At 63.2% G+C, this 25,839-nt stretch carries 25 protein-coding genes; 10 read left to right on the top strand and 15 right to left on the bottom strand.

All coding sequences use genetic code 11. From position 1 onward, the window contains the following. Window positions 1–13 precede the first annotated feature (13 nt). From AC07SI_RS06280 to AC07SI_RS06255, 6 genes are all read left to right on the top strand, one after another. Window positions 14–1,207 (top strand): SfnB family sulfur acquisition oxidoreductase, encoded by a 1,194-nt coding sequence (locus AC07SI_RS06280; RefSeq protein WP_495005392.1) that lies wholly within the window; start codon window positions 14–16, stop codon window positions 1,205–1,207. Then, complete coding sequence (locus AC07SI_RS06275; protein ID WP_495005391.1) at window positions 1,207–2,559, top strand: LLM class flavin-dependent oxidoreductase; 1,353 nt, start codon at window positions 1,207–1,209, stop codon at window positions 2,557–2,559. The genes AC07SI_RS06280 and AC07SI_RS06275 overlap by 1 nt, the downstream gene beginning before the upstream one ends. A gap of 70 nt (window positions 2,560–2,629) precedes the next feature. Then, on the top strand, window positions 2,630–3,445 hold the full coding sequence (locus AC07SI_RS06270) for a MetQ/NlpA family ABC transporter substrate-binding protein (protein ID WP_065899576.1): 816 nt from the start codon (window positions 2,630–2,632) through the stop codon (window positions 3,443–3,445). Further along, on the top strand, window positions 3,442–4,557 hold the full coding sequence (locus AC07SI_RS06265; protein WP_495005390.1) for a methionine ABC transporter ATP-binding protein: 1,116 nt from the start codon (window positions 3,442–3,444) through the stop codon (window positions 4,555–4,557). Before AC07SI_RS06270 ends, AC07SI_RS06265 begins: the two co-directional genes overlap by 4 nt. Beyond that, a complete protein-coding gene (locus AC07SI_RS06260) occupies window positions 4,547–5,191 on the top strand; it encodes a methionine ABC transporter permease (RefSeq protein ID WP_016974994.1) in 645 nt (214 codons plus the stop codon). The genes AC07SI_RS06265 and AC07SI_RS06260 overlap by 11 nt, the downstream gene beginning before the upstream one ends. Window positions 5,192–5,286: 95 nt before the next feature. After that, complete coding sequence (locus AC07SI_RS06255) at window positions 5,287–5,913, top strand: class I SAM-dependent methyltransferase (RefSeq protein WP_495005389.1); 627 nt, start codon at window positions 5,287–5,289, stop codon at window positions 5,911–5,913. A 117-nt stretch (window positions 5,914–6,030) separates the two neighbouring features. Here the strand turns inward: AC07SI_RS06255 and AC07SI_RS06250 are convergent, their stop codons facing one another. Genes AC07SI_RS06250 through AC07SI_RS06240 form a run of 3 tightly spaced genes read right to left on the bottom strand, consistent with a single transcriptional unit; the run spans window position 6,031 to window position 11,263 of the window. Then, window positions 6,031–9,096 carry an efflux RND transporter permease subunit gene (locus tag AC07SI_RS06250; protein WP_065899572.1) on the bottom strand — a complete coding sequence of 1,022 codons (3,066 nt, stop codon included), beginning with the start codon at window positions 9,094–9,096 and terminating at the stop codon, window positions 6,031–6,033. Next, complete coding sequence (locus AC07SI_RS06245) at window positions 9,093–10,163, bottom strand: efflux RND transporter periplasmic adaptor subunit (RefSeq protein ID WP_106805455.1); 1,071 nt, start codon at window positions 10,161–10,163, stop codon at window positions 9,093–9,095. The genes AC07SI_RS06250 and AC07SI_RS06245 overlap by 4 nt, the downstream gene beginning before the upstream one ends. Beyond that, complete coding sequence (locus AC07SI_RS06240; RefSeq protein ID WP_495005388.1) at window positions 10,160–11,263, bottom strand: efflux RND transporter periplasmic adaptor subunit; 1,104 nt, start codon at window positions 11,261–11,263, stop codon at window positions 10,160–10,162. The genes AC07SI_RS06245 and AC07SI_RS06240 overlap by 4 nt, the downstream gene beginning before the upstream one ends. Before the next feature lie 121 nt (window positions 11,264–11,384). On the opposite strand from AC07SI_RS06240, the gene AC07SI_RS06235 reads away from it, so the two are divergent. Further along, window positions 11,385–12,545 carry an AAA family ATPase gene (locus tag AC07SI_RS06235; RefSeq protein WP_106805457.1) on the top strand — a complete coding sequence of 387 codons (1,161 nt, stop codon included), beginning with the start codon at window positions 11,385–11,387 and terminating at the stop codon, window positions 12,543–12,545. Between the two features lie 133 nt (window positions 12,546–12,678). On the opposite strand, the gene AC07SI_RS06230 is transcribed toward AC07SI_RS06235, so the two are convergent. The 11 genes from AC07SI_RS06230 to AC07SI_RS06180 form a co-directional block, all read right to left on the bottom strand. Further along, window positions 12,679–13,533, bottom strand: a complete 855-nt coding sequence (locus AC07SI_RS06230; RefSeq protein ID WP_106805458.1) for a transporter substrate-binding domain-containing protein — start codon at window positions 13,531–13,533, stop codon at window positions 12,679–12,681. Further along, window positions 13,530–14,306 carry an amino acid ABC transporter ATP-binding protein gene (locus AC07SI_RS06225; RefSeq protein WP_065899568.1) on the bottom strand — a complete coding sequence of 259 codons (777 nt, stop codon included), beginning with the start codon at window positions 14,304–14,306 and terminating at the stop codon, window positions 13,530–13,532. The genes AC07SI_RS06230 and AC07SI_RS06225 overlap by 4 nt, the downstream gene beginning before the upstream one ends. Continuing rightward, the gene (locus AC07SI_RS06220) at window positions 14,303–14,962 is read right to left on the bottom strand and encodes an amino acid ABC transporter permease (RefSeq protein WP_032884905.1); all 660 of its coding nucleotides are present in this window, start codon (window positions 14,960–14,962) and stop codon (window positions 14,303–14,305) included. Before AC07SI_RS06220 ends, AC07SI_RS06225 begins: the two co-directional genes overlap by 4 nt. Continuing rightward, complete coding sequence (locus tag AC07SI_RS06215; protein WP_057725386.1) at window positions 14,943–15,608, bottom strand: amino acid ABC transporter permease; 666 nt, start codon at window positions 15,606–15,608, stop codon at window positions 14,943–14,945. Before AC07SI_RS06215 ends, AC07SI_RS06220 begins: the two co-directional genes overlap by 20 nt. Before the next feature lie 692 nt (window positions 15,609–16,300). Next, on the bottom strand, window positions 16,301–17,083 hold the full coding sequence (locus tag AC07SI_RS06210; RefSeq protein ID WP_063033612.1) for a MetQ/NlpA family ABC transporter substrate-binding protein: 783 nt from the start codon (window positions 17,081–17,083) through the stop codon (window positions 16,301–16,303). Between the two features lie 149 nt (window positions 17,084–17,232). Next, window positions 17,233–18,153, bottom strand: coding sequence for a sigma 54-interacting transcriptional regulator (locus AC07SI_RS06205; protein ID WP_106805461.1), 921 nt, complete (start codon window positions 18,151–18,153; stop codon window positions 17,233–17,235). Between the two features lie 49 nt (window positions 18,154–18,202). Continuing rightward, window positions 18,203–18,784 carry an alpha/beta hydrolase gene (locus AC07SI_RS06200; protein ID WP_065899566.1) on the bottom strand — a complete coding sequence of 194 codons (582 nt, stop codon included), beginning with the start codon at window positions 18,782–18,784 and terminating at the stop codon, window positions 18,203–18,205. 196 nt (window positions 18,785–18,980) lie between these two features. Beyond that, a complete protein-coding gene (locus AC07SI_RS06195; protein WP_010565408.1) occupies window positions 18,981–19,382 on the bottom strand; it encodes an ExbD/TolR family protein in 402 nt (133 codons plus the stop codon). A gap of 1 nt (window position 19,383) precedes the next feature. Then, the gene (locus tag AC07SI_RS06190) at window positions 19,384–20,106 is read right to left on the bottom strand and encodes a MotA/TolQ/ExbB proton channel family protein (protein WP_106805733.1); all 723 of its coding nucleotides are present in this window, start codon (window positions 20,104–20,106) and stop codon (window positions 19,384–19,386) included. Between the two features lie 51 nt (window positions 20,107–20,157). Next, window positions 20,158–20,976: an energy transducer TonB gene (locus AC07SI_RS06185; RefSeq protein ID WP_065899560.1), complete on the bottom strand. Its 819-nt coding sequence runs from the start codon at window positions 20,974–20,976 to the stop codon at window positions 20,158–20,160. A 238-nt stretch (window positions 20,977–21,214) separates the two neighbouring features. Then, window positions 21,215–22,066: a LysR family transcriptional regulator gene (locus AC07SI_RS06180; protein WP_120447374.1), complete on the bottom strand. Its 852-nt coding sequence runs from the start codon at window positions 22,064–22,066 to the stop codon at window positions 21,215–21,217. Between the two features lie 105 nt (window positions 22,067–22,171). On the opposite strand from AC07SI_RS06180, the gene AC07SI_RS06175 reads away from it, so the two are divergent. The 3 genes from AC07SI_RS06175 (at window position 22,172) to AC07SI_RS06165 (ending at window position 24,822) form a co-directional block, all read left to right on the top strand. Further along, complete coding sequence (locus AC07SI_RS06175) at window positions 22,172–22,633, top strand: nucleoside deaminase (RefSeq protein ID WP_495005387.1); 462 nt, start codon at window positions 22,172–22,174, stop codon at window positions 22,631–22,633. Then, on the top strand, window positions 22,620–23,789 hold the full coding sequence (locus tag AC07SI_RS06170; RefSeq protein ID WP_262135626.1) for a CynX/NimT family MFS transporter: 1,170 nt from the start codon (window positions 22,620–22,622) through the stop codon (window positions 23,787–23,789). The genes AC07SI_RS06175 and AC07SI_RS06170 overlap by 14 nt, the downstream gene beginning before the upstream one ends. Before the next feature lie 97 nt (window positions 23,790–23,886). Then, the gene (locus AC07SI_RS06165) at window positions 23,887–24,822 is read left to right on the top strand and encodes a LysR family transcriptional regulator (protein WP_083221306.1); all 936 of its coding nucleotides are present in this window, start codon (window positions 23,887–23,889) and stop codon (window positions 24,820–24,822) included. On the opposite strand, the gene AC07SI_RS06160 is transcribed toward AC07SI_RS06165, so the two are convergent. Then, window positions 24,713–25,807, bottom strand: coding sequence for a fatty acid desaturase (locus AC07SI_RS06160; protein WP_495005386.1), 1,095 nt, complete (start codon window positions 25,805–25,807; stop codon window positions 24,713–24,715). The genes AC07SI_RS06165 and AC07SI_RS06160 overlap by 110 nt on opposite strands. Between the last annotated feature and the right edge of the window lie 32 nt (window positions 25,808–25,839).

Below are 25,839 nucleotides of genomic sequence, written 5' to 3'. Positions count from 1 at the left end.
CTGGAGAATACGCATGACCCTTTCTCATCACGTCGCGGTTATCACCAGCGACGAACAAGCCCTTATTGTCGCCAGCGACCTGGCCGAAGACTTCCGCCGCGACAGCGCCCAGCGCGACCGCGAGCGCCGCCTGCCGCTGCCTGAGCTGGACGTGTTTTCGCGCTCCGGCCTGTGGGGCATCAGCGTGCCCAAGGAATACGGCGGCGCCGGTGTGTCCAACGTCACGCTGGCCAAGGTCATCGCACTGATCGCCCAGGCCGATGCCTCGCTGGGCCAGATTCCGCAAAACCATTTCTATGCCCTGGAAGTGCTGCGCGTAAACGGCACGCCGGCGCAGCAACGCCGCCTGTACGCCGAAGTGCTCGCGGGCCAGCGTTTCGGCAATGCCCTGGCGGAACTGGGCACCAAGACCGCCCATGACCGCGTCACCAGAATTACCCGCGACGGCGACGGCTTTCGCATCACCGGCCGCAAGTTCTACTCCACCGGCGCGATCTACGCCCAGCGCATCCCTACCTCAGTGGTGGATGAACACGGCGTGCAGCAACTGGCGTTCGTCCCCCGCGACAGCGAAGGCCTGAACGTGATCGACGACTGGAGCGGCTTCGGCCAGCGTACCACCGGCAGCGGTTCGGTGGTGTTCGATAACGTCTGGGTCGCCGCGCAAGACGTGATCCCGTTCCAGAGCGCCTTCGAGCGCCCGACCACCGTCGGCCCGCTGGCGCAGATCCTCCACGCCGCCATCGACACCGGCATCGCCCGCGCCGCCTTCGAGGACGCGCTGCACTTTGTGCGCACCAAGACCCGCCCGTGGATCGACTCCGGTAACGACAAGGCCACCGAAGACCCGCTGACCCTCAAGAGCTTCGGCCACCTGAGTATTCGCCTGCACGCCACCGAGGCATTGCTGGAGCGCTCCGGCGAATTCCTCGACCGCGCCCAGGCCGACAGCAACGCCGAGACCGTGGCGGCAGCCTCCATCGCCGTCGCTGAAGTGCGCGCCCTGAGCACCGAGATTTCCCTGGCCGCTGGCAGCACGCTGTTCGAACTCGCCGGCAGCCAGGCCACTCTCGCCGAGCATGGCCTCGACCGGCACTGGCGCAACGCCCGCGTGCACACCCTGCACGATCCGGTGCGCTGGAAGTACCACGCGGTCGGCAACTACTACCTCAACGATGAAAACCCGCCACTGCGGGGGACCATCTGATGGCGAAGAAAAAGATCCTGCTCAATGCCTTCAACATGAACTGCATCGGGCATATCAACCACGGCCTGTGGACCCATCCACGGGACACCTCGACCCAATACAAAACCGTCGAGTACTGGACCGACCTCGCGCAAATCCTGGAGCGCGGGCTGTTCGACGGTTTGTTCATCGCCGACATCGTCGGCGTGTACGACGTTTACCAAAACTCCATCGATGTGCCGCTCCAGGAGTCGATCCAACTGCCGGTGAATGACCCGCTGTTGCTGGTCTCGGCGATGGCGGCGGTCACCCGGAACCTCGGTTTCGGCCTGACCGCCAACCTCACCTACGAGCCGCCGTATCTGTTCGCCCGGCGCATGTCCACCCTCGACCACCTGAGCCGTGGCCGGGTCGGCTGGAACATCGTCACCGGCTACCTCGACAGCGCCGCCAAGGCCATGGGCCTTACCGAGCAGGTCGAGCATGACCGGCGCTACGACCAGGCCGATGAGTACCTGGAGGTGCTCTACAAACTCTGGGAAGGCAGTTGGGAAGACGACGCGGTGCTCAACGACCCACAGGCGCGGGTGTATGCGCAGCCGGGCAAGGTGCACAAGGTTGAGCACCATGGCGAGTTCTACCAAGTGGAGGGTTATCACCTCTGCGAGCCGTCGCCACAACGCACGCCGGTGCTGTTCCAGGCCGGCAGTTCGGAGCGCGGCTTGCTGTTCGCCGGGCGCCACGCCGAGTGCGTGTTCATCAGCGGGCAGAACAAGGCCGCGACCAAGGTCCAGGTGGACAAGGTGCGCGCCAGCGCGGTCGAGGCCGGGCGCGACCCGGACGCCATCAAGGTATTCATGGGCCTCAATGTGATCGTGGGCGCGACCGAAGAACTCGCCTGGAAGAAGCACGCCGAGTACCTGAGCTACGCCAGCCCGGAGGCGGGCGTGGCGCACTTCTCGGCGTCCACCGCGATTGATTTTGCCCAATACGAACTCGACGAACCGATCCAGTACGTGAAGAGCAACGCGATCCAATCCGCCACCAAGAATCTGCAAAACAACGACTGGACCCGGCGCAAATTGCTTGAGCAACACGCCTTGGGCGGTCGCTACATCACTCTGGTCGGCTCGCCCGAACAAGTCGCCGACGAGCTGGAGTCGTGGATCAGCGAAACCGGCCTGGATGGGTTCAACCTCACGCGCATCGTCACCCCGGAAAGCTACGTCGACTTCATCGACCTGGTGGTGCCCGAGTTGCAGAAGCGCGGGTCGTACAAAACCGAATATGCACAAGGGACGCTGCGGGAAAAAGTCTTCCACGGCACTGCGCGCCTGCCCGAACAGCACACCGGCTCCACCTACCGCCACTGAACCCTGGAGGAGCCGGCTCCTACAGTTGATCGCGTTATTAACATCGACACCTTATGACTGGAAAACCACTATGAAAAAGACGCTCCTCACTCACCCAGTCAAAGCACTGGTCCTGGCCTTCGGCTTGTTCAGCTCGGCGGTGTTCGCGGCCGATGCGCCGCTGAAAATCGGCACTACCGCCGCCTTCGCGATTCCGCTCGAAGCCGCCGTGGCCGAAGCCGGCAAGCAAGGCCTCAAAGTCGAACTGGTGGAGTTCACCGACTGGATCGCGCCCAACGTCAGCCTGGCCGCCGGCGACATCGACGTGAACTACTTCCAGCACATCCCCTTCCTGGAAAACGCCAAGGCCGCCGCCGGTTTTGACCTGGTGCCGTACGCGCCGGGCATCATCAACAACGTCGGGCTGTATTCGAAGAAGTACAAAAGCATCAACGACCTGCCCCAGGGCGCCAGCGTGGCGATTGCCAACGACCCGATCAACAGCGGTCGCGGCCTGCAACTGCTGGCCAAGGCCGGCTTGATCACGCTCAAGCCGGGCGTGGGCTACAAGGCCACTGAAGAAGATATCGTCGCCAACCCGAAGAAGATCAAGATCCTGCAAGTCGAGGCCGTGCAACTGGTGCGCGCCTATGACGATGCCGACCTGGTGCAGGGCTACCCGGCGTATATCCGCCTGTCCAAGACCTTCGATGCCGAGTCGGCGCTGCTGTTCGACGGCCTAGACCACCCGGAATACGTGATCCAGTTCGTGATCCAGCCCAAGAGCAAAACCGACCCGCGTGTGATCAAGTTCGTCGACATCTACCAGCACTCGCCGGTGGTGCGCGCCGCGTTGGATAAATCCCTTGGCAAGCTCTACCAAGTGGGCTGGGAAGATAAAAAATGACCGCCGCCCACTCTCAACTGCGCGACCTGGGCTTGCCGCCCAGGGACGCCGAGCAGACAGAACTGCACCCTGACCTGAACCGCGCGCACGTGCGCTTTATCAACCTGGGCAAGACCTATGACGGCAACGTGCATGCCCTGCAAGGCATCGACCTGGCGATCCAGCGCGGTGAAGTGTTCGGCATCATCGGCCGCAGCGGCGCCGGTAAATCCTCGCTGATCCGCACCATCAATCGCCTGGAGCAACCGAGCAGCGGGCGGGTGCTGATCGATCAGGTGGACATCGGCGACTTCGACGAGGACCGCCTGGTGGCGCTGCGGCGGCGCATCGGCATGATTTTCCAGCACTTCAACCTGATGTCGGCCAAGACCGTGTGGCAGAACGTCGAACTGCCCCTCAAGGTCGCCGGCGTGCCCAAGCCCCAGCGTGAGCAGAAGGTGCGGGAGCTGCTCGAACTGGTCGGCCTGCAGGACAAACACAAGGCCTACCCGGCGCAGCTTTCCGGCGGGCAGAAACAGCGCGTGGGCATCGCCCGTTCGCTGGTGCACGACCCCGAGGTCCTGCTGTGCGACGAGGCCACTTCGGCCCTCGATCCGGAGACCACCCAGTCGATCCTCGGCCTGCTGCGCGAGATCAACCAGCGCCTGGGCCTGACCATCGTATTGATCACCCATGAGATGGCGGTGATCCGCGAAATCTGCGACCGCGTGGTGGTGCTCGAGTACGGGCACATCGTCGAGCAAGGCCCGGTCTGGGAAGTGTTTGGCAACCCGCAGCATGAGGTCAGCAAGACCCTGCTGGCGCCGCTGCAACACGGGCTGCCGCAAGAGCTGCAAAACCGTCTGCAACCCACGCCCGGCCAGGCAGACGCGGCGGTCGTGCTGCGCTTGCAGTTCACCGGCAACGACACCGACGAGCCGGACCTGGCCGCCTTGTTCGCGGCCCTCGGCGGGCGCGTGCGCTTGCTGCAGGGCGGTGTGGAACGCATCCAGGGCCACGCGCTGGGGCAATTGCTGCTGGCGGTGAACGGTTCACCGCACGACGCCGACGTGCTGCGCAGCCGCGCCGGTAACTGGGCACAACAGGTGGAGGTGCTGGGTTATGTGGTTTGATCGTTTAGTACAAGGCGCCATCGACACCCTGTTGATGGTCGGCGTGTCTTCGTTGATCGCGTTGCTGGTGGGGATTCCGCTGGCGGTATTCCTGGTCACCAGCGACAAGGGCGGGATCTATCAGGCCCCGGCGCTGAACCGCGTGCTGGGGGCGTTCGTCAATCTGTTCCGCTCGATTCCGTTCCTGATCCTGATGGTGGCGCTGATCCCGTTCACCCGGCTGATCGTCGGCACCACCTATGGCGTGTGGGCAGCGGTCGTGCCGCTGACCATCGCCGCTACGCCGTTCTTTGCGCGCATCGCCGAGGTGAGCCTGCGTGAGGTCGACCACGGCCTGATCGAAGCGGCGCAGGCCATGGGCTGCCGGCGCTGGCACATCATCTGGCATGTGCTGTTGCCGGAGGCGCTGCCGGGGATTGTCGGCGGTTTCACGATTACCCTGGTGACCATGATCAACTCGTCGGCCATGGCGGGCGCGATTGGTGCGGGTGGCCTGGGTGACATTGCGTACCGCTATGGTTACCAGCGCTTTGACACGCAGATCATGCTCACGGTCATCGTGCTGCTGGTGATTCTGGTGGCGGTGATTCAGTTGGGTGGCGACCGGCTGGCGCGGGTGCTGAACAAGCGCTGAGGGTTGGGGGCTGCTCGGGGCAAGCCCGCTCGCCACAGGGTGGGGCGGTCGATTGGGGTATAGTCGGGCCCTCTCAGTGCCCGGTATTGCTCACCATGCCTCTCAAGCCCGACGACCTCGACCAGATCACGTCCACCACCCTCGGCCACTACAACAGCGTGGCCGAGTCTTTCCGCGAAGGCACCCGCGACCACGATGTGAGCCAGAACATCGACGCGCTGCTGCGGCATATCCAGGGTACGGCGCCGTTCACCGTGCTGGATTTCGGCTGCGGGCCGGGCCGGGATTTGCAGACGTTTACCCGCCTGGGTCACATCGCTGTCGGCCTCGACGGCTCCGAGCGCTTTGCGCAGATGGCGCGCGAGGACAGTGGTTGTGAGGTGTTGCAGCAGGACTTCCTCAAGCTGGACCTGCCGGTCGGGCGCTTCGACGGGATATTCGCCAATGCGGTGCTGTTTCATATTCCCAAGCAGGAATTGCCGCGCGTGCTCAAACAGCTGCATGGCGCGCTGAAGCCTGGCGGAGTGTTGTTCAGCTCCAATCCCCGCGGTGAAAATCGCGAGGGCTGGAATGGGCCGCGCTATGGGTCTTATCACGACCTGCAAGCGTGGCAGGCCTTGCTGACGGCGGCAGGGTTCGTGGAGTTGGAGCATTACTACCGGCCGGCCGGGTTGCCTCGGGAGCAACAACCGTGGCTGGCGAGTGTGTGGCGCAAAATCTGAAAGCAGCGTGGCACTGCATTCCAAATGTGGGAGCGGGCTTGCTCGCGAAGGCGGCGGATCAGTCGACACCCCTATGACTGTCACACCGCTTTCGCGAGCAAGCCCGCTGCCACATTTTCAACCGCGTTTTTCCTGTTGCTCTGGCTTCGGCTCGCGAATCTTGTACCAAGCCACATACAACGCCGGCAGGAACAACAGTGTCAGCAACGTGGCGATGATGATCCCGCCGATCATCGCGTAGGCCATCGGGCCCCAGAACACTTCGCGGGCGATGGGGATCATGCCCAGGCTGGCCGCCGCCGCCGTCAGCAGGATCGGCCGGCGCCGGTGTTCGGTGGCTTCCACCACGGCGTCCCACGGCGTGTAGCCGTCGCGCTCGTAGGCATCGATCTGGGTCACCAGGATCACCGAGTTGCGGATGATGATGCCGATCAGCGCCAGAATCCCGAGGATCGCCACAAAGCCCATCGGCGTGCCCGTGGGAATCAGCGCCAGCACCACGCCGATCAGCCCCAGCGGCGCGACACTCGCCACCAGGAACATCTTCTGCACGCTGTGCAGTTGGATCATCAGGAAGGTGGCCATCAAGAACAACATCAGCGGCACCACGCTGGCAATCGGGCCCTGGGCCTTGCCGCTTTCTTCCACGGTACCGCCGGTGGCGACCTTGTAGCCCACCGGCAGGCCGGCGCTGAACTTGTCGATCTCGGGCTTGAGTTGCTTGACCAGGTCGGTCGGCTGCATCTCATCGCGCACCGACGCTTTGATCGTGATGGTCGGCTTGCGGTCGCGGCGCCACACCAGCGGCTGTTCAAGTTCGTAACGCACGGTGGCAAACGCCAGCAGCGGAATCGAGGTGCCGTTAGGCGTGACGATCTGCAGGTTCTGCAGGGTTTCCGGGGTGCCGCGCTCGGCATCTTCGGCGCGGCCGACCACGTTGATCAGGTAGATATCATCATGCACCTGGGTCACCGAGGCACCACTGACCACGCTGTTCATCAACTGCGCGACGTCTTCCGACGACAGCCCCAATTGCCGCGCCTTGTCCTGGGCGATGTCCACCCGCAGGACTTTGCCCGGCTCGTTCCAGTCGTAGATGATCTCGCCCAGGTGGGTGTTTTTATCCAGCAGGGTCGCCAGCTCGATGGCGTGCTTGCGTACCTGGTCGGTGTCTTTGCCCGACACCCGATACTGGATCGGGCGTCCCACCGGCGGGCCCATCTCCAGCGGCTGTACAAAGCTGCCGACGCCGACAAAGTCATCACGCAGGCGTTTTTGCAGGCGCGCAATCAACGCCCCGCGCTCTTCCAGGCCCTTGCTGACGATCACCAACTGCGCGTAGTAGGGGTTTTCCAGTTGCTGGTCCAGCGGCAGGTAGAAACGGATCGCGCCCTGGCCGATGTAGGTGCTCCAACGCGCGATGTCCGGGTCGTCCTTGATGATCGCTTCGAGGCGGTCGACGGCCTTGCGGGTCTCGTTGATCGAGGCGTTTTGCGGCAGGTTGAGGTCGACGAGGATTTCCGGGCGGTCCGACGACGGGAAGAACTGGTTCTGCACAAACTGCATGGAGAACACCGACGCCACAAACAGGCCCACGGTAATGCCAATGGCCCACCAGCGGTTGCGCATGGCCCACAGCATGCCGTAATTGAAGCCGCGCCCGATTCGCCCTGGCTCGTTGCTGTGGGGCTTCACGTTGGCGCTGAGGATATGCACGCCGATCACCGGTGCAAACAGCACCGCCACCACCCAGGACACCAGCATCGCCACGGCAATCACCGCGAACAGCGTGAAGGTGTACTCGCCCGCCGAACTGGCGTTGAGGCCGATCGGTACAAAACCGGCGACGGTAACCAGCGTACCGGTCAACATCGGGAACGCCGTGGAGGTGTAGGCGTAGGTCGCCGCCTGCTCCTTGGTCTCGCCTTTTTCCAGGCGCGTGATCATCATCTCGACGGTGATCATCGCGTCGTCCACCAGCAGGCCGAGGGCGATGATCAACGCGCCCAGCGACACGCGCTGCATGGTAATGCCGCTGTATTCCATGAACACGAACACCAGCGCCAGCACCAGCGGAATCGAGCACGCCACCACCAGCCCGGCGCGCATGCCGAGGCTGATAAAGCTCACCACCAGCACGATGATCACCGCTTCGAACAGCGCGCTGGTGAAGCCGCCCACGGCCTCTTCCACCACTTCCGCCTGGTCCGACACCTTGTGCACGCCGACGCCCACCGGCAGGTCGGCGGTCAGCTCATCCATGCGTGTGTGCAAGGCCTTGCCGAACGACTGGATATTGCCGCCCTTCTGCATGGCGATGGCCAGGCCAATCGCCGGCTTGCCGTTGAAGCGGAACATGGGCCGCGCTGGGTCGACGTAGCCACGGCTGATGTCGGCAATGTCCGCCAGACGATAGAAACGGTCATTGAGCCGCAGGTTGACGTTGGCCAGGTCCTTTTCCGAGGCGAATTGCCCCGAAGTGCGCACCGAGATCCGCTCCGGCCCGGCTTCGATCACCCCGGCCGGCGTCACCGCGTTCTGCGACTGCAGGCTCTGCACCACCTGGCGCTGATCAATGCCCAGCGCCGCAAGTTTGCGCGTGGAGAAGTTCAGGTAAATCACTTCGTCCTGCTGGCCGATCATCTCGACCTTGCCCAAGCCCGGCACCGAACGGATCTCGGCACGCACCTGTTCCACGTAGTCGCGCAGTTGGCGCATCGACAGGCCATCGCCGGTAAAGGCGTACACCGAGCCGAACACGTCACCGAACTCATCGTTGAACGACGGTCCCTGCAGGCCCTGGGGGAAGGTGCCGCGAATGTCGTCGATTTTCTTGCGGACCTGGTACCAGATCTCCGGGATGGCCTTGGCGCTGGTGGTGTCCTTGAGGAATACGAATACCGTGGACTCGCCCGGCCGGGTGTAGCTCTTCACGTAGTCGAGGGAGTCGAGTTCCTCGAGTTTCTTCTCGATGCGGTCGGTGACCTGCTTGAGGGTTTCTTCCTGGGTCGCGCCCGGCCAGCGGGTCTGGATCACCATGGTCTTGATGGTGAACGACGGGTCTTCCTCGCGGCCCAGGTTCATGTAGGAGAACACGCCCATCAAAAGCGCGACGAACATCAGGTACCAGACGAAGGACTGATGCTTGAGGGCCCAGTCGGATAAGTTGAAGCTCCCTTTCATCGCGGGCTGTCCTCGTCGATTTTGACTTTCTGCCCGGGTTTCAGGCTGTTCACGCCGGCAGTGACCACACGCTCACCGGGTTTGACGCCGCCGCTGAGCAAGGCGCTGCTGGCGTCACGGCTGATGACCGTGACGTCACGCGGTTGCACGGTCTGGCTCTGGGTGTCGAGCAGCCAGATGCGGGTCTTGCCGTCGACTTCCTGCAAGGCGCTGATGGGCAATTCGATACGCGGTGCGATGGTTGAACTCAAGGTCACGCTGATCGCGGTGCCAAGACGAAACGCGGGCGGCGTCTCGGCCAGGGTCAGGCGCGCGCGACGGGTGCGCGTGGCGCTCTGGGCCTGGGGTTCGATCTCACGCACGACGGCGGTGGTGTGCACGCTGGGGTCGAGTTGCCCGGCCACCAGGAACACCACATCCGGCGGCAGGCGCTCGGCCAGGCCGGCGGGCAGGTCGATCACCGCCTCCTTGATGTCCGGGCGAGCCAGGGTCACCACTTGCTGGCCGGCGCTGACCACCTGGCCGGCCTCGGCGTTCCAGGCGGTGACGATGCCGGCGTGGTCGGTGCGCAGTTCGGCGTAGTTGAGTTGGTCCTTGGCCTGGTTGACCGAGGCCTGGGCCTGGTCGAGGGAAGCCTGGGTGGTCTTCAGGTCGGTCTGGGCCACGTCCAGCTGGGCCTGGGCACCGACGCCACGGTTGAACAGCTCCTGCTGGCGCCGCGCATTGGCCTGGGCGTTGATGAACTGCGCCTGCACGCGGGCAAGGTCGCCCTGGGCGGCGCGCAACTGGTTTTGCTGGTCGGTGGGGTCAAGCACGGCGAGCAAGGCGCCCTTCTCCACTTCGGCGCCGACGTCCACGGCGCGGCGGGCGATGCGACCGGGCACACGGAAACCCAGGTTGCTCTCGTAGCGGGCCTGGATGGTGCCGGCGAAGCGACCGAGGTTTTCCTGGTCTTCGGACTTCACTTCCATCGACAGCACCGGGCGCAGTGGCTCGGGCGGCGGTTCTTCCTTGGAGCAGGCCATCAGCAACAAGCTGGCAGCGAGTACCACCGTCAACTGCTTCATGGTTGCACTCCTTGCGCCTGGGCCTGATCCGGCGGCTGGGCGATTTCCACCACCATGCCCGGATGCAGCAACTGCCCGCCGGCCACCACGACTTTTTCGCCGCCCTTGAGGCCGTCGCTGATGATGACTTTGCCGGTGAGATAACGTGCCACGGTGACCTTGTGCAGTTGCGCCTTGCCGTCGCCGTCGATCAGCCACACGGCGGGTTCGCTGAGGTCCTTGGTCAGCGCCGCCCACGGCAGTTCGATGCTGGCCTTGGCCGGGCCATTGGCGGTGGCGCTCACCACCGAGCCCAACTGCATGCCTTTGGGCAACGCCTGCAGGGCGATCTTCACTTGCACGGTGCCGGTGTTGGCCGCCACGGCCGGGGTGACTTCGCGGACCTTGCCCACCGCCTTGATGCTCGGATTGTCGAGCAGGCTCACGGTGATCGGTGCATCGGGCGGCGGCTCGACCAGCAGCGATTCATACACGTTGAACACCGCATCGCGCTCGCCATCGCGGGCCAGGCTGAAGATCGGCACAGTGGCCTGCACCACCTGGCCGACTTCAGCCTGGCGCGCGGTGATGATCCCCGGTGCATCGGCAATCAGCGCGGTGTAGCCGAGCTGCTCGCGGGCGTTGGCCAGTTGGGCCTGTGCGGCGGCCAGGGCGCTTTGGCTGCTGCGCAACGCGGCCTGGGCAGAATCGTATTCACTGCGGCTGGTGTAGCCCTTGGGCAACAGTTTTTCCTGGCGCACGAACGCGGCGGCGGTCTGCTTGACCCGCGCCTGCTCGGCCACGACCTGGGCCTGGGCGGAATCGACGTTGGTCTGCAAGTCCTTGGGGTCGAGCCTGGCCAGCACTTGCCTGGCGCTGACGCGGTCACCGACATCCACCGTACGCTGGATGATCTTGCCGCCGACGCGGAACGACAAATCGGTCTGCACGCGCGCCTGGATGTCCCCGGTGAGCGTGACCGCCGCGGCGAAATCCGCCGGCTGTACGGTCTGCACAAACACCCGGGAATGCTGCTTGGGCTCGGCTTTGTCCTGGCCACAGCCGCTCAGCAGCGCCAGGAGGCCAAGGCTCAGAATAATGTTTGCAGTGCGACCGCCCATGCAGGCTCCTTTTGCGTGATGCCGACTTGCCAGTGTGTATGCGACTGTGAGCTTAGATCAGGGTTCCTTATCTGCATGGAGGCTCCCATACTCCAATGGTTCCCAAGCCGACTGAATGCCCATGCTCAAGACCCTCGCGGTGGCCAATTACCGCTCGATCAACAAATTGGTGGTGCCGCTGGACCGGCTGAACCTGATCACCGGGCCCAACGGCAGCGGCAAGTCCAACCTGTACCGCGCCTTGCGCCTGCTGGCCGAAACCGCTCAGGGCGGAGTGATCAATGCACTGGCCCGTGAGGGCGGGCTGGACTCGACCTTCTGGGCCGGCCCCGAGACCATCAGCCGACGCATGCACAACGGCGAGGTGCCGGTGGAAGCGGTCGTGCGCCAGGGTGTGAAGCGTCTGCGCCTGGGGTTTGCCGCCGAGGATTTCAGCTACGCGATTTCCCTCGGCTTGCCGGAGAAGACCCTGTCGTATTTTTCCCTGGACCCGGAGGTGAAGAAGGAATGCATCTGGGCCGGCCACGTCTACCGCCCGGCCAGCCTGCTGGTGCAGCGCTCCGGGCCGATGGTGCGCGCTCGCGAAGGCCGCGCCTGGGATGTGCTGGCCCAGCACACGCCGAACTACCACAGCCTGTTCGACCAGGTCGGCAGCCTGCGCGGCTCACCGGAAGTGTTGCTGTTGCGCGAAAGCATTCGTGGCTGGCGTTTTTATGATCACTTTCGCAGCGATGCCGATGCCCCCGTGCGCCAACCGCAACTGGGCACGCGCACACCGGTGCTGCACCACGACGGTCGCGACCTGGCGGCCGCGTTGCAGACTATTCGCGAGATTGGCGACCCCGAAGCCTTGCAGCGCGCGGTCAGCGATGCATTTCCCGGTGCACGCCTGAATATCCAGCCGTTGCAGGGCGGGCGCTTCGCCCTTGAGTTTTATCAGGAGGGGTTGCTGCGGCCACTCTCGGCGGCGGAGTTGTCGGACGGCACCTTGCGTTACCTGCTGCTGATCGCGGCGCTGCTGACACCTCGGCCGCCGACCATGATGGTGCTGAACGAGCCGGAAACCAGCTTGCATCCGGACCTGCTGCCGGCCTTGGCGCGCCTGATTATCCAAGCGTCACAGCAGTGCCAGGTGTGGGTGGTGTCGCATGCCAGTCGGCTGATTGCGGCGTTGCAGCAAGATGAAGGGTGCAATTCGATTGTGCTGGAGAAGGTGCTGGGGGAGACGCGGATTGTGGGACAGGGGATTCTGGATGCACCGGCTTGGCATTGGCCGGAATAAGAGGGGCCTGGAACGGCCTCTTCGCGAGCAAGCCCGCGCCCACATTTGTCCGCATTCCAAAGGTGGAACTCGGTCGATGTGGGAGCGGGCTTGCTCGCGAAGACGGTAGATCAGTCAGCCAACAGCTGACAGATCAACCCTGCCACTTGCCGCCTTCAACAATCACGCTCTCAGGCTTGGTGTCATCGCTCAGCTCTTTACGCACGTACTGGTCGTACAGCTTGAGCAGGAATTTCTCCTCACCCAACTTCGCCAGCTCGGCATTCACCCAGTCGCGCAGCTCGATGTTGCCTTTCTTCACCGCCGGCGCAATCGGCGCTTCGTCACCGAGTTTTTCTTCCAGCACGCGGTAGCCCGGGTTCTGCTTGGCCCAGCTGAACAGCACCAGGTTGTCCTGCGCGTACGCATCACCACGGCCGGCCGACAGTGCTTGCAGCGACTCGGAGTTTTTCTCGAACTTGAGCAGTTTCCAGTCCGGGTGGTTCTTGGTCAGCCAGATATCGGCGGTGGTGCCGGTGGTAACGATGGTGGTGCGGGTGGCCAGGTCATCCAGGCTTTTCACCGCGCTGTCGTTAGGCACCAGGGCCTGCACCGCGACTTTCAGGTTGGGGTTGGTGAAGTCCACCGCTTCCTTGCGTTCCGGGGTCACGGTCATGTTGGCGAGGATCAGATCGACCTTGTCGCTTTGCAGGAACGGAATACGGCTGGCCGGCTCGACGGCGACGAACTCAACCTTGTTTTCATCGCCCAGCAGGTCCTTGGCGAATTGGCGGCCGATGTCGGTATCGAAGCCCACATAGCGCCCGGCTTCGTTGACGAAGCCGAACGGCGGTTTGTCAGTGAATACGCCGACAATCAGCTTGTCGCGCGCCTTGATCTTGTCCAGCGAACTCACGGCGGCAGCCGCTGGTTTTGCAGGCTCTTCGGCCTTTTTGTCGCAGCCGGCGAGTAATGCGACGGCAATCAGGGGCAGTAGTAACTTTTTCATATCAGCTCCAGTTCCTGGTTCTTCTTGGGCAGTGTTGAAACAAAGGAAAACTTCTCCAGGAACTGCTGCGCGCGTGCGGTTTGCGGGTTCGTAAAGAATTCTTCGGGGGTGTTGTGTTCGAGGATGCGACCGGCCTCCATGAAGACGACGCGGTCGGCGACGGCGCGGGCGAAGGCCATTTCATGGGTGACGATCAGCAGGGTCATGCCATCGCGGGCCAGGCCCTGGATCACTTCCAGCACTTCCTTGACCATCTCCGGGTCAAGGGCGGCGGTGACTTCGTCAAACAGCATGACCTGCGGGTTCATGCACAACGAGCGGACGATCGCGATACGTTGCTGCTGGCCCCCGGACAACTGTCGCGGGAAGGCGTCGCGCTTGTCGGCCAGGCCGACGCGCTCGAGCAGTTTTTCCGCCTGTTCGCGGGCTTCGCGAGGGTCGCGTTTTTGCACTTTCAGCGGGCCGAGCAGGATGTTGTCGAGCACGCTCATGTGCGGGAACAGGTGGTAGCTCTGGAACACCATGCCCACGTCCTGGCGCACCTGGCGCCAGTCGGTGGCTTTGTCCAACAGTTCGTTGCCGGCGAATCGCAGGCTGCCGCTGTGCGCCACTTCCAGGCCGTTGAGGCAGCGCAGCAAGGTGCTTTTGCCGCAGCCGCTGGGGCCCAGGATCACCACCACTTCGCCGCTTTGCACGCTCAAGTCGATGCCCTTGAGCACCTGCTGCTCGCCGAAGAATTTGTTGAAACCCTTAAACTCGATCAATGCGCTCATGCTTGGGCCCAGCGCCGTTCCAGCACCTTGGAGGCGGCCGACAACGGGTAGCAGATAAAGAAGAAAAACAGGAACAGCACGCCATAGATCAATACCGACTCGTAGGTGCGTTCGATGATTTGCTGGCCGACCTTGATCACGTCCACCACGCCGATCAGCACCGCCAGCGAGCTGGTCTTGATGATGCGCGTGTACACGTTGATGGTCGGCGGCGTCATGCGCTTGAGGGCCTGAGGCAGCAGCACATAGCCGTACAGCTGCGGGTCGGACAGGCCAATCGACAAGCCGGCTTCACGCTGGCCACGGGGCAGTGAATGCAACGCGCCACGCACCACCTCGCCCACCTCACTGGCGCCCCACAGCGACAGCACCAGCACGGCGCACCAGAAGCTCGGAATGCTCAGGCCGAAGAAAATCGGCAGTCCGAAAAACAGCAGGTACAACCAGACCAGCACCGGGATCGCGCGAAACAGCTCCAGGTACACCCGCAGGACCGCGTTGATCAGTGTGTTGTTCAAGGTCCGCAGCACGCCATACAACACGCCACCGACGGTGCTGAAGGCGATGCTCAGAAACGAAATCGACAGGGTTTGTGCGGCGCCCTTGCCCAGTTGCGGCAACGACACCCACAACAACTCAAGACCCGAACTGGCCATGCTGGAGCCTCCTTTCCAGGCGGCTGAGCAGCAGCGACAACGGCAAAAACAGCAGTACGCAAATCAGCGTCAGCACGGCGAGCATTTCGTAAGTCTTGTAGTAGAGGGCGATGTAGCTCTTGGTGGTGTAGAGAATCTCCGGCACCGCCACGGCGGAAACCACCGTGGTTTCCTTGAGCAGGAAGATGAAATTGGCGAACAGCGCCGGCAGGCTGAGGATGCCGGCCTGGGGCAGGATCACATGGCGCAGCAGTTGCCAGTCGGAGAGGCCGATGGACTTGCCGGATTCGATCTGCGCCAGCGGCACCGCTTCCACGCCGGCGCGCAGCACTTCGGTGAGGTAGGCACCGCCGAGGAACGTCATGGTGATAATCGCCGCCCAGAAGCCGGAGATATTCAAGCCCAGCGCGGGCAAGGCGAAGTACACGAAGAACAGCTGGATCAGCAGCGGCGTGTTACGCGCCAGCTCGACGTACAGCGCCACCAGGCGCGACAGGTAGGGTGTGCGAAACACCAGCAGCGCGGCGTTGATCAGCGCCACCAGCAACGAGGTGGCAATGGCGATCAGGCCCACTTGCAGCGTCACCCCCACGGCCTTGAGAAACGCCGGCAGGGTGCTGAGGATAAAAGCGAAATCGAAGGTCATCTTGAGTCCATGACGCCGCAAGGGTAATGCAGCGGGCGCAATCCAGTCCGGCGTGGGTAACGTCGGGTAGCGCGAACTCTAAAGGTATAAAAAGCAAAATTTAAATACCCAAATAGCATATTGATATCACCCAAAAAGATAACCGCCGGATTCGCGGGTTTGATGGGTGGCAGCTATGGTTGGGGGGTCTGTGATTCGAGGGAATGAACAATGAACAACACGAAGCCGATTGATCCGCAGGAGCTGGTGAAATGGTTGGTGGCGTTGCGCAGGGCGATCAATAGCCGCGCCGGCTGATTGTGGGAGAGGTCGAGCTGTAGCGAGGCGGCGAAGGCGGCGGCACTGACGGTCCTTCTGTGGCTGACACACCGCCTTCGCGGCCTCGCTGGGGCTCGACGGCTCCCACAGGGGGGGCTGCTGTGTGGCTGGGAGTTGAGCAAGAGCCGGCGTTCGCTGGTTGCAGTTTCTCCAGAGTGTCGCTGTGTGGCAGGGATTCCAGCCCTCCCACCGCCCAACTGTGGGAGCTGGCTTGCCTGCGATAGCGGTCTTTCAGTCGCCGATAGGCAGGCTGACCCGCCGCCATCGCCGGCAAGCCAGCGCCTACCGTCCTGATTGCCTTTGAAGCCCATAAAAAAACGCCGACGCTGTAGTAGCCGTCGGCGTTCAAACCTTGAAGGGGGTTTTGGGTTACATCAGAACGCAGGCACTACGGCGCCGTTGTACTTCTTCTCGATGAAGGCTTTGACTTCCGGGCTGGTCAGGGCCTTGGCCAGTTTCTGGATGGCGTCGCTGTCCTTGTTGTCCGGGCGGGCAACCAGGAAGTTCACGTACGGCGACTTGGCGTCTTCGATGATCAGCGCGTCCTTGGCTGGGTTCAGGCCAGCTTCCAGGGCGTAGTTGGTGTTGATCAGGTCCAGGTCAACCTGGTCCAGCACGCGTGGCAGCAGCGCCGATTCCAGCTCTTTGAATTTCAGGTTTTTCGGGTTGCTGGCGATGTCTTTCGGCGTGGCCAGGGCGTTGGTCGGGTCTTTCAGGGTGATCACGCCGGCTTTCTGCAGCAGCAACAGGGCGCGGCCGCTGTTGGAGCCTTCGTTCGGGATGGCCACGGTGGCGCCATCTTTGAGCTCAGAAATGTTCTTGATTTTTTTCGAGTAACCGCCGAAGGGTTCAACGTGCACACCGACCACGGTGACCAGGTTGGTGCCCTTGCCCTTGTTGAAGTTTTCCAGGTACGGCAGGGTCTGGAAGTAGTTGGCGTCCAGGCGCTTCTCGGCAACCTGCACGTTTGGCTGTACGTAGTCGGTGAAGACTTTGATTTCCAGGTCCACGCCTTCTTTGGCGAGGGTTGGCTTGACCAGTTCGAGGATCTCGGCGTGCGGGATCGGGGTGGCGGCAACCACCAGTTTCTCGTTGGCCTGGGCGAAGCTTGCAGTCAGGGCAGCCGCCAGTGCGGTAAACAACAGAACCTTTTTCATGCAGTGTCCTTATCGAAATTCCGGGGCGTCTCTGACGACCGTTTTTTATGTGGTGTGCCAGCGAAGTGCTATCGCGGCGTGGAATGGACAATACCTAGATTTTTTATTCCCGAACAATATCTTTTATTCACGTTGATATTCCATTTTGTTCATGTAGCGGCTTGCTCACGTAGAAAGGCACGCAAGGCTTCCTGCTCGGCAGGGCTGGCGGCGGCAAAGATGCGCTGCACCTGTTCCAGCGGCGAGCCCGCTACCGGCAGGTTCAAATGCTCGGGCAGAATCTCGTCGCCGCTGCTGACGAGCAAGGCGAAGTGAATGACGTTTTCCAGCTCGCGGGTATTGCCCGGCCAGCTGTGGTGTTCCAGCACCTTTTGCGCCGCATCGCTGATCAGCGGCACCGGCAGGTCCAGGCGCTGGCTGTAGATGCCCAGGAAGTATTCGGCCAGGGACAGGATGTCGCCGACGCGCTCGCGCAATGCAGGCAAGTCCAGCTGGCCTTCGCTCAGGTAATGGAACAGGCGCTCATGAAACTTGCCGGCCGCTACGGCCTGGGCGAGGTCGATGCTGGTGGCCGCCACCAGCCGCACATCCACCGGGCTTGGCTGGTGGGCGCCGACGCGGGTGACTTCGTGATTCTCCAGGGCCGCGAGCAGCTTGACCTGGATCGGCAGTGGCAAGTCGCCAATCTCGTCCAGGTACAAGGTGCCGCCATTGGCCGAGCCGAACCAGCCGGCCCGGCTGCTGGCCGCCCCGCTGTGGGCACCGGCGGCGTAGCCGAACAACTCGGCGTCGGCGTAAGTCGGGCTGATGGCGCCGCAGTTGACCGAGACAAACAAGCCAGTACGGTCGCTGCCCCGATGGATATGCCGGGCCAACAGCTCTTTACCGCTGCCGGTCTCGCCGCGAATCAACACGGGCAAGGCGCGCGGCGCGAGGTTTTCCAGGTCTTCGCGCAGCTGGCGCGAGCGCGGATCGACAAACACCAGGGCCTTGGCGCGGATGCTCAGCGGGCTTTTTTCGGCGTCGGGGAAGGTCAGCAGGGGCTGACCGTAGGTTTCATGCAGACTCATGGCAGGCTCCCGCCCCAAATCCACTCAGGGACGGGGCGTTGAAAGAAGGTCAGGCAGTGCGCCGGGCGTGATGCTCGAGGCGGCTTTGCAGGCGATAGAGGTAGGCGAAGCCCTGCTCCCAGCGCTGGTGACCGGACTTCACATTGATATGCCCGGCCCCCGAGAGGATTCCGGCTTCGGCGCCCCAATTGCGCGCCAGCTCCAGCGCCCGAGGGGCACTGACGGCGCTGTCGTTATCGGAACTGACCACCTGGCTGGGAAACGGCAGCAGGTCGGTCGGGATCGGGGCGAAGTTGCGCAAGGCGGGCGAGCAGGCCGGGCGTTCGACATCGGCCGGGGCCACCAGCAAGGCGCCGCGCACCTGCCGCAAAAACTGCACGGGTGCGGTGGCGGCCCAATGAGCCACTGTGATGCAGCCCAGGCTATGGGCGATCAGGATCACCGGCGTGCTGTCGGCGGCGATGGCCTCGGCCAGCGCGGCCACCCAGTCTTCGCGGCGTGGCGTCAGCCAGTCGGCCTGCTCCACGCGCGCGCTGTTGGGCAGGCTGTTTTGCCAATGGGTTTGCCAATGATCTTCTGGCGATCCTTGCCAGCCCGGCACGATCAGATAACGAATCGACTCGCTGTGCATGGGTGTGCCCTCCTGCAGCGTTTAACGTTGCTGATCAGTATAGGGACGCGGTTTATATTCGTTAAGGAATAAGAAGCTATTTATTAATAACCAAAAGACAGATGCAAGTTGCACGCTGAAAGTAACAAGTTGAAGAGCAAAAAAAAGGCCGCACCCTGCCAAGGAGACGGCCAAAAAATTGTCGAGGCATTTGAAGCTAACGTGCGGTAATCACCGACAACTTGGTAATGCCCGCGCGCTCGATAGACGCCATGGCTCGCGCCACTTCGCCGTAGTTCACACCATCATCGGCCTGCAGTTGTACCCGCACATCGGGGTCCTTGGCCTTGGCCGCCTGCAGGTTGAATTCCAGCAGGTCCGGCTGGATTTCGTCCTTGTTGATAAATAGCTTGCCGGCGCCGTCGATGCTCACCACCAGCGGGTCCTTCTGCTCCACCGGGGCCACGGCCTCGGTCTTGGGCAGGTTGATCGGGATCGCGTTGGTCAACAACGGCGCGGTGACGATAAACACCACCAGCAGTACCAGCATCACGTCCACCAGCGGCGTGACGTTGATCTCGCTCAGCACCTCATCACTGTCTTGCGTGGAGAAGGCCATCTCAGGACGCCTCCTTCACTTTTTGCGGGTTGCCGGCGGCATTTTTGGTCAGGGCCGGGTGCAGCAGCACGCGGAAGGAGTTCTTCTGCGCCAGGCTGTAGAAGTCGTGGGCAAAGTCGTCCAGGTCGGCAGCCGTGAGCTTCAGGCGACGCAGGAAATAGTTGTAGACCAGCACCGCCGGTACGGCGACGGCGATCCCCACACCGGTGGCGACCAGCGCGGCACCAATCGGGCCGGCCACGGTTTCGAGGCTGGCGGAACCGGCCGCGCTGATGCCCTTGAGCGCTTCCATGATGCCCCACACGGTGCCGAACAGACCGATAAACGGCGAGGTGCTGCCGATACTGGCGACCACGGCCAGGCCGGTTTCCAGCGAGCGGCGCTCACGCACGATCTGCTGGCGCAGGGCACGTTCAAGACGGTCCTGGTGGTTGATCGCCTGGCTCAGGTCGGCAGCATGCGGCGCATCGCCAACCTGGATTGCGGCATAGCCGGCCTGGGCTACGCGGGCAGCAGCGCCGGGCTGGGTTTCAGCCAGTTCTGCCGCCGAGTCCAGGCTGGATGCCGCCCAGAACTGTTTATGGAACTTGCGATCCTGCGCCTTGAGGCGACCGAACTGCACGCCCTTGAGCAGGGCCAGGCCCCAGGTGGCGACCGAAAAGACCACCAGCAGCCAGATCACCGCGCTTTCGATGGATTCAAGTGGAGATGCTAATGCCATGATGTTTTCCCTCTGTGCAGGTCGCGGCGTGTGCAACACACCGCAGCCGAATAGTTAGTGAATCTTGAAATCGATCGGTACGCTGACCCAGCCGTCCTGGGCGACATCGCCCTGCTTGGCCGGCACGAAACTCCAACGCTTCACCGCGGCCAGTGCGGCGTCGTCGAGTTGCTGGCGACCGCTGCTCTTCTGGATCTGGATCTCGCCCGGCTTGCCGCTGGCCAGTACATGCACCCGCAGCAGCACGGTGCCTTCCCAACCGCGACGCTGGGCCAGTGACGGATACTCCGGCGCCGGGTTCTTCAAGTACGCCGCGTTCGCTGAAGCGGGCGTTACCGGAGCCGGTGCAGGCGGAGCCACTGGCGCCGGGGCCGGAGGTGCCGGCGTGGGCGGCGCAGGCGGTTGCTCGACGGCCTTGGGTGCAGGTTTCGGCTCAGGCTTGGGCACAGGCTTCGGCTTGGGCTTTGGAATCGGTTTGGGCGGCGCCGGCTTGGCAGCCAACTCGTCCACCACCGGTGGCGGTGGCTCGACCACGGGCGGCGGCGGTGGCGGCGGAACAGGCGGTGGCGGCTCGACCACCGGCGGTGCCGGCTGGGAAAATTCGATGGTCATCGGCGGGATTTCCGGCGGCACAATCGGCAGCACCGGGGTGGGCTTCTGGCTCACCCAATAAATCACCGCACCGTGCAGGGCCAGTACCAGCAACCCGAGCAGGATCCCTTCGCGACGGCTCGAAAAGCGCTTCGGGGTTTTCTGCAGACGCAATTGCCCCAACGGCGCGCGGTGCGGCCGGCCAAGGTCGACCAACTCACCACTCGGTGCCTGGCGCCATTGCGCCTCGTGTGCACTGGCGGCGGTCTGGACATTGCCCATTGATTCACTCCCTACGGTTTTGAAACAAAAAAACCGACAGGCCTGCCTGAGGCCGTCGAGGGCTGAATCATCGGGGCCAGACGCTTATCTCTTAAAGTAATCTTTAAAGTTATACATAGATCTAAACTGAATAAACGAAACATTCGGAAACGCCGAAGCCCCGTCCTGCGGGGCCTGGCGCCGCCGCGCGGTTTTCTGATGCTTTACAGGCATAAAAAATATTCAGAAAAGGCATGGCTCAAGCAGGACTGTTTGCACACAAATCGAGCAATTGACCCTGCAAACTCTGTCCCGCCGCCCCCAGGCCCGTGCGGCCATACAGCGCCAGTCGCACACCTTCCACCGGCGGCAAGCCGCTGTCTGCAGCCACTATCACATGCCCGGCCTGCACCACGCGGCGGGGCAACAGGCTGATGCCCAATCCTGCCGCCACGGCTGAACACACACTGGCCAGGCTTGCGCTGGAATACCCGATGCGCCAGCGCCAGCCGCCGACTTCCAGGTGTTGGAGCATCTCATTGCGGTACAGCCCGCCCACTGGGAAGGCCACCAACGGCAACGGATCGCGGCCCAGAGACGGCGTGCTGCGGCTGTCGACCCAGCACAACGGCTCGGGCCACGAGGCCAGGCAGTCGGCGCTGTCGCCCATCTGCTTGACCAACAACACATCGAACTCACCGCTGCGGTACTGGCGCTGCAATTCAGGACCAAGGCCGCTGGTGACCTCCAGGCGCACCCGCGGAAATGCCTGCACGAACGCCGAAAGCAATGGCATGAGGCGTTCGGCGGCGAAGTCTTCGGGAACGCCCAGGCGCAGCACGCCGTCGCTTTGCTGGTTGATCAACACATCGGCGGCTTCTTCGTGCAGCGCGAGGATGCGCCGCGCATAGGCCAGCAGGCGCTCGCCCTCCGCCGTGGCCACCACCTGGCGCTGGTCACGGTCCAGCAACTGGCACGCCACCGCTTCTTCCAGGCGGCGGATCTGCTGGCTGACAGTCGACTGGGTCAAGTGCAGGCGCTCGGCGGCGCGGGTGAAATTGCCGCAGTCCACCACGGCGACAAAACTGCGCAACAACACGGGATCAAACATCGCTGTCACCATTGCGTTTGCCACTGATTGGCATGGTTATATTTAATTTCAGAATACCTCAGCGGCTGGCCATACTTCACCCCTGCATTCTGCCCAGAGGCCTCCATGACCGACGATCATCAGCACCTGCAACGCGCCATCCGACTTGCACAAGTGAACGTCGCCCAAGGTGGTCGGCCCTTTGGGGCGGTGTTGTCGCGCAATGGCGAAGTGCTGGTGGAGGCCGTGAATGAAATCCACCTGACCCAGGACCCCACTGCCCACGCCGAGCTACTGGCGATCCGCGCCGCAAGCCGGCAGCTCGGCGCGCGCCTGGACGGTTGCGTGATCTACGCCAGCGGCCAACCCTGCCCGATGTGCCTGAGTGCCATGTATTTGTGCGGTGTCCAGCGCGTAGTGTTTGCCGCCAGCAATGAAATGGCCGAGCCGTTCGGCCTGTCGACGGCGGCGATCGGGCAACAGGTGGGCTTGCCCTTGAGCGAGCAACGCCTGCCGATCCAGCACCTGCCGGACGCGGCGATGACCCCGTTGTACCACCAGTGGAAAACCCTGCATGACCCTGAATAAATCCCTCGCTGGCTGGGGCCTGTTGGTGGTGCTCGGCCTGAACCTGCGACCGATCCTCAGCTCCATCAGCCCGTTGCTTGGCGAGATTCGCCAGGCCACCGGCTTGAGTTTCCAGAGCAGCGCCCTGCTGACCAGCCTGCCGGTGGTGTGCATGGGCCTGGTGGCGCTGGTGGGGGTGCGCGTGGAGGCACGCCTGGGTGAGCGGCGTGGCATCGCCCTGGGCCTGATGATGATCCTGCTGGCGTGCCTCGCGCGCTGGCTGATGGGCCAGGGTTCGGCACTGCTGGTCACGGCACTGCTGGGAGGCGCCGGTGTGGCGCTGATCCAGGCACTAGTGCCGGCGATGATCAAGCGCGAGTTTCATCACCGTGTGCCGGTGGCGATGGGCGTGTATTCGGCCTCGCTGATGGCCGGTGGCGGGCTGGCGGCACTGCTCAGCCCGGTGGTGGCCACGCACTTCCAGCAATGGCAGGCGGGGCTCGGCGTGTGGCTGCTGCCGGCGCTGGGGGCGTTGCTGTTGTGGGCCTGGTTGCCCCTCGGCGCGGCGCGAAATCCTCAGGTGGCGCCGGCGTTCCAGGGCCTGCGCAATCGCCGCGCCTGGCTGCTGGCGCTGTATTTCGGCCTGGTCAATTGCGGCTACATGAGCATGGTGGCGTGGCTGCCGGCCTACTATCAGCAACTGGGCTGGGGCGTGTTGCCCAGCGGTTCGTTGCTGGCGTTCATGACGATCTTCCAGGTGATCGCCGCGCTGTTGATGCCGGTGCTGGCGCAACGCGGGATCGACCGCCGGCCCCTGCTTGGCATCAGCCTGCTGGCGCAGACCGTGGGTTACCTCGGCCTGATCCTCGCGCCGCAGGATTATCCGCACCTGTGGGTGGCCTTGTGCGGTTTCGGTCTCGGTGCGTGTTTCGCCCTGAGCCTGCTGCTGACCCTCGACCACCATCGCGACCCGCGCCAGGCCGGGCAACTGGCGGCCTTTGTGCAGGGCGTGGGGTTCTTGATCAATGCCCTCTCGCCCTGGCTGACCGGCTGGCTGCGTGAGCTGACCGGCAGCTTCGTCAGTGCCTGGGTCGTGCTGACCGTGACCGTGGTGACGATGCTGGTGGTGACGCGGGTGTTCAGCCCGGCGACCTACCGCACGGCCCCCGCTCTATAGATATGCATTTAAGATCTAGATAAAACAATAATGCTTCGTTGACGGAATAAGCAGCCGCCTTAAAATCCCGGTTCTCCTACAGGATGCCGGGCACACCATGGATCTTCGCCAACTGCGCTACTTCATCGCGCTCAACGAGCACCGCAGTTTCGTGCGCGCGGCGGATGCCATGGGTATCACCCAGCCGGCCTTCAGCCGCAGCATCCAGGGCCTGGAGCAGGAGTTCGGCTGCGTGCTGGTGGATCGCGCCAACAAAGACTTGCGCCCGACCCCGGAAGGCCAGGTGGTGCTGCAACACGCGTTGAGCCTGGTGCAAGGCGCGGCGCTGCTCAGTCATGAGGTCACGCGCATGACCAAGCTCGACGCCGGTGAAGTGCGCTTGGGCAGTGACGCCGTGGCAGCGGTGAACCTGGTGCCCCAGGCCATGGCGCGCTTTATCACCACCTACCCCAAGGTGCGCACCGCGTTGCAGGTGGATAACTGGGAAAAGCTCGGGCGCAGCCTGAACCGCGAAGAGATCGAATTCTTTATTGCCGATGTGCGCCATTTCGAAGCCGACCCGAATTTCCAGACCCAGGCCCTGACGCCGCGCCGCAGTGCGTTTTTCTGCCGCGACGGGCACCCGCTGCTGGCCAAGGACAGCCTGTCCACCAACGACCTGTTCGGCTACCCGCTGGCCACGCCGCTGATCGCGCCCGGCATTCGCAAGCTGTTGGCCAATCTGAGCGGGCGCGTCGACTTTGCGCCTGCCATCGAACTCGAGCAGTTTGCCGCGCTGGCCAGCATCGTGCGCCAGTCGGACGCCATTGGCCTGGGCGCCGAAGAAGCCTTCGTCGACGCCTTTGCCCGCGGTGAATTGCGCGTATTGCACTGGCGCAACCTGCCCCACGCCCTCGACAGCCTGAGCAACCGCTGCGGCGTGATCAGCCGCGCTGGGGTGCGCTTGTCGCCTGCGGCGAAGGCGCTGATCGAGACGCTGCTGGCGGTGGAAAGCCAAGCCGATTGGCCCGCGCAAACGTCCCGAAATCATTGAAGCGCACGCCCATCTCGGCCATGACTTTATGCGCCACCTTGGCCGTCATCTGGCGGATGTAGAACGGTTCCTTCACCACAAAGTGGTGGATGCCGTGGGTGCTGCCGAAGTTGAAGCAGAACGCCTGCAACGGCCACAGCCACCAAGGGTTCAACACCTGGGTTTGCTCGATCACATTGCCCGGCTCCACATCGCCGTAGTAGTGCATGTTGGAGCTGACAAAGTGCAGGCAAAAGGTGCGCAGCACGTTGGGGCCGATGATCACCACGGCGGCTATATCGATGACCTGCATCATCTGCACAGTGCTGGCCGACCAGTCGATGGGCGTGCCCAGCAGGCTGGCGATGCCGTTGGCGGCATGAAAGCCGAGGAAGACGTACCAGGCACCCCAATGCAGCAGCGCCAACGGCGTGTACACCAGCAATGAGCGCTTGAGGATGCTGAGTTTGTGCTTCCAGGTCTTGGCGCGCAGCATGCGGATGAACGCCGACATGATGTTGTCCCCGACCATCAGCAGCCGCGCGATGCCCCAGGGCTCGCCGTTGGTGATCGCGCGTTCTTCCATATCGGTCTCGGTGCCCGACACCTTGTGATGGTTGAGGTGCAGATGCCGGCGGATCCACGGGTTGATCGTGCTCGGCCGCGCCAGCCACACCAGGCCCATCATCAGGTTGTGGGGCAGGCGCTGCTTGCGAAAGTACATGCTGTGGATCAGGTCGTGTTCCAGCTCATGGGTCAGTGAGGCCAGGAAGGCATTGAGCAGCAGGCACACCCACCAGGCCATGTGCCCAGTGATATACAGCGCCGCCGAGCCGACCATGCCGAGCAGCGCAAAGGCCAGGATGCCCGCGCCCAACGCGTCCTGATGCAGCAGCCAGGGGTGCTGCTCGCGCAACCGGACGCCTTCGGCGAGCACCACTTCACGGATATGCGCCGAGCGTTGTTGTGCGTTCATCTGCTGGGGACTTGCAGAAGTACCGTCCATGCTTCCATCCTCTTGTTCATTGATGGCTACAT

Source organism: Pseudomonas sp. GW821-FHT05D12 (assembly GCF_059419825.1).
This window is presented reverse-complemented; position numbering and strand designations above follow the sequence as displayed.